Source organism: Colwellia psychrerythraea 34H, from assembly GCF_000012325.1.
Lineage (GTDB): Bacteria > Pseudomonadota > Gammaproteobacteria > Enterobacterales > Alteromonadaceae > Colwellia > Colwellia psychrerythraea_A.
Window position 1 is genome coordinate 2209303 of the sequence record NC_003910.7, and the last position, 14105, is coordinate 2223407.

Genomic DNA, 14105 nt, shown 5'->3' on the forward strand with positions numbered 1-14105 from the left:
TATGATATGGCAAGATTTTAAATATGCGATCAGGTTGTTATCAAAAAAGCCTGGCTTTACTGCGCTTACTACTTTAGTGATGGCAACAGGCATAGGTTTGAGTGTTTATATGTTCTCGTTTTTTCACACTATTTTGTTTAAAGACTTAGACTTTCAAGATGGGGCCTCTCTCGTCATGGTCAGTGGCTCTATAAATGGCAAAGAAGATGCTTATAGAATTAATGCCTTAGATTATGCTGAAATCAAAAGTAGCGTAAAGGGTTTAAAAGAGTACGGTGGTTATAACAACGCTAATGTTGTTGTTTCAGCAACTGAAGGGGCGATAAGATTTCCGGCGATAATGGCACAAGCGAATATATTTCAACTGACTCGCACAAAGCCTATTTTAGGACGAGAATTTAGGGCTGAAGATGAAAAATCTGGCTCTGAAAAGGTTGTTGTTATTGGTTATGATCTTTGGCAAAACCAGTTCAGCGGCGAAAATGATGTACTCAAACAAAACATGCGCATTAATGGTGAAAAACACAACGTGGTGGGTGTGATGCCACAAGGATATTTGTTCCCTCGAAATGCCCAGATATGGTTACCTTTACAAATTGATCCTAAACAATTAGTCCGAGAAAATAGCACAACATTACATGGTTTAGCACACTTAGAAGATGGCGTGACTATGGCTGAGGTAAATCGTGAACTAAGCGTTGTTATGAAACGAATTGAGAATCAACACCCACAAACAAATACTGGTATTAGTGCTCATGTCACATCAATTCCGGGTGTTGGTGGCGCTGATGGTGCTCCGGTCATTTATACCATGCATACTGTTGCCTTGTTAATTTTGCTGTTGGCGTCGATAAATGTTGGAAATTTATTATTATCGCGCGCATTAGAGCGTGGGAAAGAAACAGCAATTAGAGTCGCGTTAGGCGCACCTAGGTCACGATTAATTATTCAGATGTTATGGGAAAGTACCATAATTTGCACGCTTGGCGGAATGATAGGTTTTTTAGTTATGGCCTGGGGCTTGGAGATTACAGAGCCAATTGTAGCTACTTTTTTTGCAGACCCATTAGCATTTTGGTGGGACTTTGGCATTGATACTTATACGGTAACACTGTTTTTAACCATCCTTATTAGCACTATTTTTGTCACCGGATTTTTGCCTGCTTGGAGAAGTACAGGGGGTGACTTTAATGCCGTACTACGAGATGGTACTCGAGGCGCACAAGGGAAGAAGGCAGGTCGCCTGAATCGTTTTCTGGTTATTAGTGAAATATTTATTTCTATGACGGTATTAATATCCTCTGCCGTTATGGTGCAATCTGCTTATGAGCAAACCAATAGTGATATGGGGGCTGATACCGAAAATAGTTTAGTGGCAAGTGTTTTATTACCTGCAGCGAATTATGATACGGATGCTAAAAAGGCACACTTTGCCAAAACGTTGCAATCACGTTTAGAAAACAGTGCTTCAATTGAAGCGGTAATGTTAGCAACGTCGTTACCAGGGCACTATAGTTCAATCTCGAAAGTCATTATAGAAGGTAAAGAATATAGCAAGGATAGTAACAATAGTTATCCGAGTGCTAATGACATTGCCACTATGCCAGGCTCTTTGGCAAAGCTGGGCGTTGAATTACGCCAAGGGCGTTATTTTAACAATAGTGATGATGGTTTGGCTAAAGCGACAGCTTTGGTTTCAGAAAGCTTTGCCAAGCGCCATTTTCCTGAGCAGGGTGCTTTGGGGAAAAGGTTTCGTTTAGCGAAGACAACGCAAGACAACATTGAATGGGTGACTATTGTCGGCATAGTTGAGCATACGATTCAAGGTAACAGAGACGGCGATGCAGCAAGTATGCCTGCAATCTATAGACCGTTAACTCAAGCACCACGAAATCAGCTTACTATTGCAATGCAATTAAGTTCAAAAGGAAGCCTTGCGGTACAGCATTTGCGTAAGACTTTACAAGGTATTGATAGTGAACTAGCTTCATACCGTATTGAAACTTATCAAGCAAGTAACGATAGAATTACAGCGCCGGTAGTTTTTATCAGTAGTTTAACGGCAATATTTGCTATCGCAGGTGTGGTGCTAGCAGCAAGTGGTATTTATGGTGTTATGGCAAATATGATAAGCCAACGAACGCAGGAAATAGGCATTAAACGTGCGTTAGGTGCTGATGAGCAAAGAATCAGCAGAGAGTTTGTCTTTGCTGGTGTGAAATTATTACTTTGGGGTGGTATACCCGGTATTGTAGCCGGAGGTTTTATGGGCTTTGCTATGGCGCAAATGTTTGGTACTTCATATTCGTCACTAGTATTAATAGTAATTATTATGGTGAGCATAGTGGTTGCTACTGTGCTGATAGCGACTTACTTACCAACAAAAAATGCGTTAAGGTTAGAGCCAAGCCAAGCATTACACTATGAATAATGGTAGATAGCACCTACTTTGAAAATTAAGCAGCTAAGAGTATATATTAACTGCTTAATTATATTTTTTTAGTGTTGTTATTTATGTAAGACCATGGGATTTAAAAGAAAGAAACGATGAATAAAAACATTCTATTAGTCGATGACGACCTAGATATTCTGTCAGCCTTAAAGATTTTACTGGTACCGGAAGGTTATGGCGTGAACCTTTGTCAAACACCAAGCTCAGCTTTAGCTGCGATTAAAAAAACGCAATTTGATTTAGTATTAATGGACTTAAATTACTCTCTTGATACCACCTCTGGGGAAGAGGGACTGACACTCATTGCGGACATTAGAAAACTTGAAGACGACTTACCTATAGTGGTTATGACTGGCTGGGCAACAGTTGAGGTAGCAGTAAGTACTATGCAAAATGGTGCAAATGACTTTGTTCAAAAGCCTTGGGATATTGAACGTCTTATCAGTATTATCAATAATCAATTGAAATTAGCGAGTAGCGAAAAGAACTCGCAAAGACTCACTCAACAAAATCAACTATTGCAGCAACGCCTTGATAGTGAATTTAAAGGTGAAATCATAAGCCAGTCACCAGTTATGCAAAAAGCATTAGTTTTGATTGAGCAAGTAGCACAAAGTCATGCCTGTATTTTGCTGACAGGGGAAAATGGTACCGGCAAAAGTATGTTTGCCCGTTATATCCATCAACACTCAAATCGAAAAGACGCAAACCAAATTTCGGTCAATATGGGGGCAGTGAGTGAAACCTTATTTGAAAGTGAGATGTTTGGCCACGTAAAAGGGGCATTTACTGACGCTAAATCGACACGCATTGGTCGCTTTGAATTGGCTGATGGTGGCAGCTTATTTTTAGATGAGATAGCCAATACTCCCTATTCACAACAAGCTAAATTATTACGTGTTTTAGAAGATCAGCAGTTTGAGAAAGTGGGAGCGAGTAAAACCCAGTCGGTCGATGTGCGTTTAATTTGTGCGACTAACGCTAACTTGAATCAAATGGTAGCAGCGGGAGAGTTTCGTAAAGATTTATTATATCGTATTAATACTATTGCCATTGAAATTCCAGCATTAAGACACCGAAAGGAAGATATTGTTTTGCTTGCTGATGCTTTCTTAACTCAATGGGCAAATAAGTACGGCAGAAATAAGTTGGTTTTAGATGAACAGGCGAAAAATGCCTTAGTTAGTTATGATTGGCCAGGGAATATCAGGGAGTTAAACCATGTGCTCGAACGAGCACAGATATTATGCCAAGGTGTTTTTATCAATGTAAATGACTTGGGCTTATCAGTTAATACTACGCAAACTGATACCGCTAAGGTAGATGTTAAGCAGGGAGAGTTTACAGAAAAGCAAACCCTAGATAGTTTAGCTGATTTAGAATTAACCATAATTGATCAAAGATTGAAGCACTTTGATGGTAATGTACTTAAAGCAGCTAAATCACTGGGCTTAAGCCGTAGTGCTCTTTATCGACGATTAGATAAAATTTAAATCAGCTGCTATAAAAGTCAGTAGCAGGCAAAGTAGTCGAGTGTAACAAAGACAATATGAAACAGAATCAACAAAATAAGAAATCATTTGAAGTACAGCTAACTCAGCTATTCTTATTTACCTCTTTGCCGCTATTTTTCTTGCTAATTGGGGTGATGATATATGCGAATATATCGCTATATTTGATTTTATTAACCATGCTTATTAGTAGTTTAGTGATTGTTTATAGTCACAGTAAACTTCACCAAAAGTCAGCTTATCAATTTCGAAGTTTAAGTAATTTACTCGATGCTATGGTACAAGGCGATTATAGTCTGAGAGCCCGTATTAGTGATGGTGATGAAGCATTAAATGAATTAGTTGATTCGATAAATAGCCTTAGTTTACGCCTTAATAAGCAAAGAATTGAGACGACAGAAAGTCAATTGTTACTAACTACTGTAATTAACCATATTGATGTCGCTATTCTCGCTTTAAATGAGAATAATGAATTGGTCTTGACTAACCCCGCCGCAAAAAAATTATTGCAAATACCTGCCGAGCAGCAAGAATTTGACTTAATTGAATCATTCTCACAATTTAGTCAAATCGCAGCAATGAACAGTGGTAATAGCCAAGTAATGTCGCTTTATTTTGCTAATCAGCAAGGTAAGTTTAATGTTCACCTTGAAGAATATCGCGAAAATGGCAAACCACAAAAGTTAGTGTTTATTACTGATGTTAGCACTATGCTTCGTAGTGAAGAGCGAAATGCATGGCAAGCGTTAGTGCGGGTTATTAGTCATGAAATAAACAACTCTTTATCTCCTATCGCTTCAATAAGCCAAAGCTTAAGGCGCTTACTTGCCCGACAAGAGAAACTTGAAAACCATAAAGAATATCTGGTTGAAGGCTTATCTATCATTTCACAACGCAGTAATAGCTTAACTGAGTTTGTTAATAGTTATAAGCAAATAGCCAGTTTACCTGAGCCAAAAAAACAGCCAAGTTCGGTACTGGAATTAGTTAATAAGACGGTAGCCTTATACCCGGATGAATGCATTGAAGTACAAAACATAGACGACATCACTTTAGTTCTTGATGCAGTGCAATTTGAACAAGTGCTTATTAACTTGGTTAAAAATGCCGTAGAAGCGGTAAAAAGTGCTGGTGAAGCAGGTAAGGTTGCAATTAGCGGGCAAGTTAATGGAAAGGTATTTAGTTTGTCATTAGCGGACGATGGCACAGGTGTAAGCAATCTAGAGAATTTGTTTGTGCCTTTTTATAGCACAAAAAGTAAAGGCTCAGGCATAGGTTTAGTCTTATGCCGACAAATTATTGAAGCACATGGCGGCAAGATAACCTTAACAAATAGACTAGGTGTCAGTGGTTGCATAGCAACCATAGAGTTACCCCTGTGATACATGTCTTATTGTCTTAATGTCTTATTTATTAGTATTAACTATAGTGTGAACTCTTAACTCTTTATTTTGGCTGACCGGTCAGTTCATCGAAAGACTTAACGATGCGGACGACTTTTCCATGCTTTTATAGTTTGGTAACGCCAAAACGAATGTATAACGAAGTAACCTAAGATAGAAAAAATAACAGCAAGTACACCGCAGCCAACTAAAAATGCAGGACCTATGGTTGATAAGCTATCGAGTACCCATTGCCAACTTGCTTGAAAGGCAAAATCTTCTTCAGGGACTGCTAATACCCATGTGCCAACCAAATAACAGGCGTAAAATATGAAAGGCATGGTCAGCGGATTTGTTATCCAAACCAATGCAATTGATAGCGGTAGGTTTGCATGTACTATAATGGCAATACCGGCCGACAAAACCATTTGAAATGGCACCGGAATAAAAGCAAAAAATAAACCAACAGCAAAAGCTTTAGCGACAGAGTGACGATTTAAGTGCCAAAGGTTGGGATTGTGTAGTAAATCGCCAAAAACTTTCAGATATTTGTTTTCTTTTATCGTTTGATGATCTGGCATCATACGTTTTATGGTTTTTTTGGGCATATACTTCTACAGGTGCCTTAGCTAAAAATTAGTGTGATGAATAATTTACTTAGCAACATATATATTAAGTAAATATATATGTTGCTAAGTAAAGCAATCGTAAATGCCAATAAGGCGTTCGTTCGATAATTTAACCACTAAACATAAAAGGATTTATATCACTATGGATTGGTGGTTACTGACATTTTTTCTTGGTGCTATATTGTCCCTATTTTTGCAGGAAGTGCCAGCGCTTTTTCAGCTATTTTTACTTCTTTGTCTCGCTATTGGCTTTTATTCCCATAAAAAACTACGTTATAGCTCAGGATTATGGTTTGGCGCTTTATGGATTTTAGCTCAAGCTTACCTCTATCATAACCTGTTACCGCCACCTCTTATTGAACTAATGGAAAATAAACAAGCATTTTTTATTGAAGGTGAGGTACTTAGTATCCAAGTTAAGCCACCGATCATGTTGAGCGAACATATAAAGGAAAGCGCTGTTCAACAGAAAGCTAATTCCACTAAACGCTTTAATTTTCTCGTTAATAAGATAAATCAACAGCTACTTGAATCCCCAATTACTATTAGGCTAAGTTGGCAAAAGTCGACTATTGACCTTGCTCAAGGTCAAAGGCTCTCTCTTAACGTTAAAGTAAAGCCAGCCCATGGATTAGCAAATATAGGCACGTTTAATTATTTAAGTTGGCTCAAAGCACATAACATCGTCGCAACAGGCTATGTGGTTAATCCGAGAAAGAAGAAAAATTCAAATTATCAAGAAGCGGAAGACTTAAAAAGCTTAAAAGCGAATAAATTGCTAATGGCAAATATCACAATGAGGCAAGCACTATTTGAGCACTATCAAAGCCTTACTCCAAATCATAAGCTTACCCCCATTTTATTGGCATTAGCCTTTGGGGAGCGTAGTTCACTTAATACCGAGCTTTGGCAGACACTACAAGTGACAGGTACTAGTCACCTTATTGCTATTTCGGGTTTACATATAGGGTTACTTGCTGGTAGTGCGTTTTTTATTGTGATGTTTTTTTTTCAATATATCCCATTGAGAAATCCTTGCTGGCAGCACATTAACAGCCGTTATATTGCTATTGCTGTGAGTTTGTTACTTGCAACTGCGTATGCATATTTAGCGGGTTTCTCTCTTCCAACCCAACGTGCTTTGGTGATGTTAAACTTGTACTGGTTAAGTCGCGTTGTTGGCATAAAATTCTCTGCGAAACGTTTAATTTTAGTGACAATCTTTATTTTGTTGATTATCACTCCTTTTAGCTTATTAACCGCTAGCTTTTGGTTATCTGTTTATGCTGTGGCTATTATCTTTGTATCACTATGGCGATTTAAAGCATGGATGAATAAGGGTCCATATCTTTGGCGTTTCTTCAAAACGCTATTTATTATTCAAGTAGCACTTACCGTGATGTTAATGCCGATAACTGCATTATTTTTCCAAAAGATATCCTTAGTTAGTTTATTTGCTAATATCATTGCTGTGCCTTGGATGAGTGCTTTTAGCATACCTACAGCACTCATGTCAGTGGTCTTGATACCGATAAGTGAGTCATTAGCGCAATGGTTTATGATGTTATCTCTGCAATCGTTAACCTGGTTGTGGTTTTACCTTGATTTACTTAGTGAGCTACCTAATGCAATTATTTCACTTTCATTCGTTCAACAAATGATTGTACTGTTAGTGGGTAATGCTGCTTTTTCAATACTTTACCTGTCGCCATGCCTCTGGACTAGGGGGGGTAAACAAATCACTTTTGTTTTGCTAGCCCTCAGCGCGATTGTGTTTAGTTATCATGAGCCAATTATGTCCTCTTTAAATACTTACGCTTGGTCAAAAGAGGTAAAAACGCCTAAGGATGCCATTAATTTCCAAGCTGAGTCTGGCTTTAGCTCATGGGAAGTGATTTTTTTTGATGTTGGTCAGGGAACATCGGTGTTAATTAAACGAGATGACCAGGCCATTTTATATGATACCGGAGCAGCTTACCCCAGTGGTTTTACTATGAGTGATGCGGTGATACTGCCATTTTTACAATACTCAGCCATTGAGAAGCTAGATAAAGTAATATTAAGTCACAGTGATAATGACCATGTTGGCGGCCTTAGGACCCTGATAGAGCATATATCGATTGATGAAATAATCAGTAATGATAAAACACTCTTTAATTCTAAGGCCTTATCACTTAATGCTCTCTCAACTACTACGAATTTAGGCCCTAGTAATAGGCGACTTACTGACTGTCAGCCACGTAATAGTTTTTCTTGGCAAGGGTTAAGGTTTGACATCTTATGGCCTTTAGCTTGGGATCCTTCCAATGAAAGTGTTAATAGGGGCAAGCAAAAAAATGATGACTCTTGTGTTATCTTAATTAGTGATCAATTGGGAACTACACTGCTTTTAACCGGAGACATTTCCTCGAAAGTAGAGCAGAAGTTACTAAAATTTTATCCCCAGCTTAATGCTGATATTTTACAAGTACCTCATCACGGTTCTAAAACATCATCAAGTCAGGCATTTCTTAGTCAATTATCACCTGACGTTGCGTTAGTTAGTGCAGGTTATTTAAATCGTTGGCATATGCCCGTCGCTATTGTTCGTCAGCGTTACCATGATAGTAAAATTCAATTGTTAAATAGTGCGGAGCTGGGGCAAATCATCATAACCGTTGATGAAGAGGGAATGAGCACACAAAGCTTTACTGAAGATTTACGCCCGTTCTGGTTTAGTCATTAATAGCACTCAGACCTTTTCTTTAGGGGAAAATTTGTCGATGAAAATTTTTCAATTTTAGATCTTTGGAATTTGTTCGTAGTAAAGAAAATTCAGATTATCTAACGATATCAGCACTAAATTATTCATTGTTCTTGCTGTTGAACTTATTCTATACCCGTTATCAATCAAGATGCATGTTTCAGAGTGCTTGAGCAATTTCAATTCAAGGCGCTGTGATGAAATAATAGTTATTCAGGAGAATATGCTCCTGCATTCTCTAATAGGCTACATCCATGTAGCGTCCTTATAAATCACAGCAACGATGAGGTGATGTTGTTCAAGCGCTTCTTCGATGGGTTTAAAATGACGTTATACCGCGTTAAATAATCAAACCATAGAATGACTATGTTTACATTATTTGCCTTGCCTAAAGTCATTTTAATTCCCACTGAAAACCTGCACTTTGAATGGTAACGGGTATAATTATAGTTTTTGTTGGTTGTATCGCTAATTCACGGTAAAATGCAATTTCGATAATGTAAGCATGATAAAAGTAACTATGATTAACGTAAGTATTGTTAATGTTTTATCAACGTTTCGTTTAGGCAATTAAAATACTTGAGTAATCTTAACTAATGGCATCATCTCCAAAAACGAACGCCTTATCTTCTTCCGACTCAGCCAATGCAACCACATGGCAAAACTTTAAACGACTGGTTAGTTATGCGAAACCTTATAAGCTCGGCTTTGTCGCCGCAATCATTGGTATGCTTGGTTATGCAGCTATCGATGTATATTTTCTATCACAGTTAAAACCGCTTGTTGATGAAGGTCTCTCTGGGGCTAATGCTAACTTTATGAAGTGGGCGCCATTGTTTATTATTGTGGCCTTTACTGTTCGCGGTATAGCTCACTTTATTGCTAATTATTGCCTAGCTTGGGTCGGCAATAATGTCGTTGCTGATTTAAGACAAAAACTTTTTGAACATATCATGTCAATGCCCGTGGCTTTTCATGATCAAACATCTACCGGTTCACTTATTTCAAAAATAACCTTTGATACCGAGCAAGTATTAAATTCGGTGAGTAAATCTATTTTAACCATAGTGCAGCAAAGCGCCTTTATTATTGGTTTACTTGGGTTGATGTTTTATTACAGCTGGCAGTTATCATTAATCTTTCTATTGATCACGCCTATTATTGCTGTGATTGTCAGTGTGGTATCAAAGCGCTTTAGAAAAGTGAGTAAAAATATTCAAGGGGCGATGGGAGAGGTTACCACAGCGGCAGAACAAACCTTTAATGGCCACAAAGTGGTATTAACGTTTGGTGGTCAACAACGAGAGTTCTCACGTTTTGCCAAAATAAATAAACATAACCGTCAGCAGCGCATGAAAATGCGGGCAACAAAATCAGCCAGCGTACCCATTATTCAAGTAATAGCCTCATTTGCTTTAGCTTTTGTTTTCTATGCCATTACTTCAGATAGTTTACGCGACAGTATCTCTCCAGGTACTTTTGTCAGTATTATCACGTATATGACCATGTTGCTAAGACCTCTGAAAATGCTAACTAATGTCAATAGTGAATTTCAACAAGGCATGGCGGCTTGCACCAGTATCTTTTCGATACTCGATCATGAAAAAGAAAAAGATAATGGTGACAAACAACTTGAAAGAGCTTCAGGAACTTTGTCCTTCAAACATGTTGATTTTTCTTATAAAAACACCAACACCATGACAACAAGCGATAAAGAACAAGACACTAAACTTGCGTTAAACGATATTACTTTTGACTTAGCGCCTGGTGAAACCTTAGCGTTAGTTGGACGTTCAGGCAGCGGTAAATCAACGGCCAGTTCATTATTATTACGCTTTTATGATGCCACACGCGGTGAGATATTAATTGATGATACTAATATCGAACAATTTCAGTTAAAAGATTTACGTAAACAGTTTTCTTATGTATCTCAACAAGTCGTATTGTTTAATGATACTTTAGCCAATAATATTGCTTATGGTAAACCTGAAGCGACTGAAGCTGAAATTATCGAAGCAGCTAAAAGTGCGCATGTGATGGAGTTTGCAGAACACATGGAGCAAGGGCTTGAAACTAATATTGGTGAAAACGGTGCTTTACTTTCAGGCGGTCAACGTCAACGTGTCGCTATTGCGCGCGCTTTATTGTGTGATACGCCATTCTTAATTTTAGATGAAGCAACCAGTGCGTTAGATACAGAGTCGGAACGTCATATTCAAGATGCGCTACAAACATTACAGCAAAATCGTACTTCAATTGTTATTGCCCATCGATTATCGACTATTGAAAATGCAGACAAAATAATAGTTATGGAGCAAGGTAAAATTGTCGAGCAAGGTAACCACCAAAGTTTACTTGCCAAACAAGGTGCTTATGCCCAGTTGCATAGTTTCCAATTTGAATAAGGAAGAGGTGGTATGCGCTTAATTGAGAAAGTTTGGTTTAATGACCATCCGGCTAAATGGCTGTTAGTACCAATGTTACTGCCTTTATCTGCGTTATTTTGGCTGATCAGTACATTAAGACGTCTCAGCTATAAAATTGGCTTATCAAGATCATGTCAGTTAAGTAAGCCTGTTATTGTTGTGGGTAACATCGGTGTTGGCGGCAATGGTAAAACGCCGATAGTTTTATATTTGGTTGAACTGACTCGTTTACTCGGTTTAACGCCAGGCGTCATTTCTCGAGGTTATGGCGGTAAAGCGCCTCACTATCCTTATTTGCTTGATGAAAAGTCTACCTCTATAGAAGCCGGTGATGAGCCTATACTTATTCAGCAACGTTGTCAGGTTCCTATTGCTGTCGGTAGTGATCGTATAGCGAGTGCGAAGTTACTTATTGCTCAAGGCTGCGATATTATTATTAGTGATGATGGGTTACAACATTATCGTTTAGCCCGTGATTTAGAGCTAGTGGTTGTCGATGGCAAACGTTTATTTGGTAATGGTTTATTATTACCTGCGGGCCCATTGAGAGAAGGGCTGTGGCGTTTACCTAAAAGTGATTTAGTTATTTATAATGGTAAAAATGATCAGGATTACCAGGAAAAGAATTATCCGTGTATGCACATGACATTGGCAGCAACAGAGCTGTGTAACCTACTTACCGGTGAGCGCATCTATTTAACGGATTTTATTAGATTAAATGATTCGGTTAATGCCATTGCAGGCATTGGCGCGCCACAGCGATTTTTCGATACACTAAAAGAGCATCAATTTAAGGTCATTAATCAGCAAAGTTTTGTTGATCATCATGCTTTTGTCCTTGCTGACTTCAACGAATTTGATGATAATATACCATTATTAATGACTGAAAAAGATGCCGTTAAGTGCCATGATTTTTGTAAAGAAAACTGGTGGTATTTACCCGTGGATGCCACTTTTAGTGACGCAGATAGACAGTTAATCATCGATAGAACTCAAATCGCAGTACAATCAGTTATACAGTAAACAATATAAGTGGCAATACATTCACTAATACATTCGGTAAATGAAAATATTGCTCATCGATTAAATATTAACCAGAGAGAAGTTAACATGGCTTTTGATACAAAATTAATGGAAATCCTTGCCTGCCCAGTATGTAAAGGTAAGTTAGATTATGATAAAGCAGCGCAAGAGCTTATTTGCCACTTTGACCGTTTAGCTTATAGCATAGAAAAAGACATTCCCGTATTACTAGAAAATGAAGCGCGTGAAATTAATGCTAACCAGTCTACTGAGCAGGATGGTTAATCATGACTGCTAGTGACCCTTCAGTATTGAGTAAACCAGCTACTGGTGATACCAGCTTTGTTGTTGTTATCCCTGCTAGATATCAATCATCTCGTTTGCCAGGTAAGGTGTTAGCCGACATCGATGGCAAACCGATGATCCAATGGGTTGTTGAAAAGGCGCAATTAAGTGGTGCTCGCCAAGTCATTGTTGCGACAGACAATGATGAAGTTGCTGCAGTAGTAAACAGTTTTGGCGCTGAAGTGTGTAAAACACGTGCGGATCATCAATCGGGCACTGAACGTCTTGCAGAAGTCATGGAAAAATATCAATTCAGTGACGATGAAATCATTGTTAATGTACAAGGTGATGAACCTTTTATTCCGCCAGACAATATCGCACAAGTAGCGAATAATCTAGCTAACCAGCAACAAAGTAGTCATGTAGCACGCATGTCGACCTTGGCTATTAATATTGACTCTGTAGATGAAGCGTTTAATCCTAATGCCGTTAAAGTAATACTTGATAAAGATGGTTATGCCTTATATTTCTCTAGAGCAACTATTCCTTATGATAGAGAGCGTTTTTTAAATTCAGATGCTACTACAGAAGAAAATATTCGCGCAATAGGTGATTTTTACTTAAGACACGTCGGCATTTATGCTTATCGCGCTGGCTTCATTAAAGATTATGTCAATTGGCCCACAAGTGAATTAGAACAAGTTGAAGCGCTAGAGCAGCTAAGAGTTTTATATCAAGGAGAGAGAATTCACGTCGCGGTCGCAAATAGCCACGTACCTGTTGAAGGTGTTGATACTCCAGAAGATTTAGCCAAAGCAAGAGCATACGCGACTAGCTTAGTGTAGTTTCATATTCTGTCTACTTCTTAGTAGTAAAAATAAACCTGTGAGGCAATACTGTCTGACAGGTTTACTTTTATTGATATGATTAAACTTTGAATGTTTAGCCATTTGCTACAGCAAGTTCATCATGAGTGTTTTGTAAAAAACAGGCACTAAAATCTACTAAATCATGAATAGAGCTCGGTAGTTGCTCAATATCAATGGCATCAATTAAGTTTTTTACTTCTAATCCCAGTTCAGTATCACCTTCAATTTTTAAACGACGTTGAAAAAATAAGGTATCAGGGTCTTGTTTACGCCCTGCAATGAGCACCAAGTCATCACCGTTAGCACTAAAACTGACATCTTCAGCAATATTATCTTTAGGCGAGGCCATGATTAATTGGTCTTGATCAAAACTTAACCACCAATTTAGTTGTAAATCCAGGATGGAAATCTTTAGCCATTTGTCTTGTAAAAACTCAAAGTCACCGTCGGTAATAGCTTCACTAAAAATAGAATGTAGTGCTGGAATAAGTACAGACTTTTGCGCGCTAAACGGTACAAAACGTAAACTTGGCTGCAATATTTTTGGCATTACCTTGATCAATTTCTCCTTTAATCGTAACGGTATTTGTTTCTCAACTAACGATAAAGAGGGAATAATACTGGCCGTTATCGATTGTGTAAAGGGTAATAATGAAGGGATTTTTAGCACTTTTATTTACTCTGATGCTGCTTATTGACTAGCAAGCATTCTAGCAAGGCTAAAAAATAAATTAATATTGCAGATCAAGTTTTCTTTAATACACATCAATAAATCAGAATGATGA

10 protein-coding genes are annotated in these 14105 nt (G+C 38.1%); 8 read left to right on the forward strand and 2 right to left on the reverse strand.

Features of this window, described 5'->3' with window-relative positions; translation table 11 throughout:
* Window position 1: 1 nt before the first annotated feature.
* From CPS_RS09415 to CPS_RS09425, 3 genes are all read left to right on the forward strand, one after another.
* Window positions 2-2431, forward strand: a complete 2430-nt coding sequence (locus CPS_RS09415; RefSeq protein ID WP_011042940.1) for an ABC transporter permease — start codon at window positions 2-4, stop codon at window positions 2429-2431.
* Between the two features lie 116 nt (window positions 2432-2547).
* Complete coding sequence (locus CPS_RS09420) at window positions 2548-3945, forward strand: sigma-54-dependent transcriptional regulator (RefSeq protein ID WP_011042941.1); 1398 nt, start codon at window positions 2548-2550, stop codon at window positions 3943-3945.
* 56 nt (window positions 3946-4001) lie between these two features.
* Window positions 4002-5345, forward strand: coding sequence for a sensor histidine kinase (locus CPS_RS09425; RefSeq protein WP_011042942.1), 1344 nt, complete (start codon window positions 4002-4004; stop codon window positions 5343-5345).
* A gap of 98 nt (window positions 5346-5443) precedes the next feature.
* Here CPS_RS09425 and CPS_RS09430 read toward each other — a convergent pair whose 3' ends face one another.
* A complete protein-coding gene (locus CPS_RS09430) occupies window positions 5444-5953 on the reverse strand; it encodes a DUF2062 domain-containing protein (RefSeq protein ID WP_011042943.1) in 510 nt (169 codons plus the stop codon).
* Between the two features lie 163 nt (window positions 5954-6116).
* Here CPS_RS09430 and CPS_RS09435 point away from each other — a divergent pair, with 163 nt between their 5' ends.
* The 5 genes from CPS_RS09435 to kdsB all read left to right on the forward strand — a co-directional run bounded on the left by CPS_RS09435 (window position 6117) and on the right by kdsB (window position 13296).
* Window positions 6117-8699 carry a DNA internalization-related competence protein ComEC/Rec2 gene (locus CPS_RS09435; RefSeq protein WP_011042944.1) on the forward strand — a complete coding sequence of 861 codons (2583 nt, stop codon included), beginning with the start codon at window positions 6117-6119 and terminating at the stop codon, window positions 8697-8699.
* Between the two features lie 614 nt (window positions 8700-9313).
* The gene (gene msbA, locus CPS_RS09440) at window positions 9314-11122 is read left to right on the forward strand and encodes a lipid A export permease/ATP-binding protein MsbA (RefSeq protein WP_011042945.1); all 1809 of its coding nucleotides are present in this window, start codon (window positions 9314-9316) and stop codon (window positions 11120-11122) included.
* A 12-nt stretch (window positions 11123-11134) separates the two neighbouring features.
* Window positions 11135-12166, forward strand: coding sequence for a tetraacyldisaccharide 4'-kinase (gene lpxK, locus CPS_RS09445; protein ID WP_011042946.1), 1032 nt, complete (start codon window positions 11135-11137; stop codon window positions 12164-12166).
* 87 nt (window positions 12167-12253) lie between these two features.
* Window positions 12254-12451, forward strand: a complete 198-nt coding sequence (locus CPS_RS09450) for a Trm112 family protein (protein ID WP_011042947.1) — start codon at window positions 12254-12256, stop codon at window positions 12449-12451.
* 2 nt (window positions 12452-12453) lie between these two features.
* Window positions 12454-13296, forward strand: coding sequence for a 3-deoxy-manno-octulosonate cytidylyltransferase (kdsB, locus tag CPS_RS09455; protein WP_011042948.1), 843 nt, complete (start codon window positions 12454-12456; stop codon window positions 13294-13296).
* Window positions 13297-13393: 97 nt separating this feature from the next.
* Here kdsB and ubiT read toward each other — a convergent pair whose 3' ends face one another.
* The gene (ubiT, locus tag CPS_RS09460) at window positions 13394-13990 is read right to left on the reverse strand and encodes a ubiquinone anaerobic biosynthesis accessory factor UbiT (RefSeq protein WP_238383602.1); all 597 of its coding nucleotides are present in this window, start codon (window positions 13988-13990) and stop codon (window positions 13394-13396) included.
* Window positions 13991-14105: the final 115 nt, after the last annotated feature.

Bases quoted from the DNA above. Each gene is read 5' to 3' on its own strand.
- CPS_RS09415 (WP_011042940.1), top strand. From the start codon at position 2: ATGATATGGCAAGATTTTAAATATGCGATCAGGTTGTTATCAAAAAAG.
- CPS_RS09420 (WP_011042941.1), top strand. From the start codon at position 2,548: ATGAATAAAAACATTCTATTAGTCGATGACGACCTAGATATTCTGTCA.
- CPS_RS09425 (WP_011042942.1), top strand. From the start codon at position 4,002: ATGAAACAGAATCAACAAAATAAGAAATCATTTGAAGTACAGCTAACT.
- CPS_RS09430 (WP_011042943.1), bottom strand. From the start codon at position 5,953: ATGCCCAAAAAAACCATAAAACGTATGATGCCAGATCATCAAACGATA.
- CPS_RS09435 (WP_011042944.1), top strand. From the start codon at position 6,117: ATGGATTGGTGGTTACTGACATTTTTTCTTGGTGCTATATTGTCCCTA.
- msbA (WP_011042945.1), top strand. From the start codon at position 9,314: ATGGCATCATCTCCAAAAACGAACGCCTTATCTTCTTCCGACTCAGCC.
- lpxK (WP_011042946.1), top strand. From the start codon at position 11,135: ATGCGCTTAATTGAGAAAGTTTGGTTTAATGACCATCCGGCTAAATGG.
- CPS_RS09450 (WP_011042947.1), top strand. From the start codon at position 12,254: ATGGCTTTTGATACAAAATTAATGGAAATCCTTGCCTGCCCAGTATGT.
- kdsB (WP_011042948.1), top strand. From the start codon at position 12,454: ATGACTGCTAGTGACCCTTCAGTATTGAGTAAACCAGCTACTGGTGAT.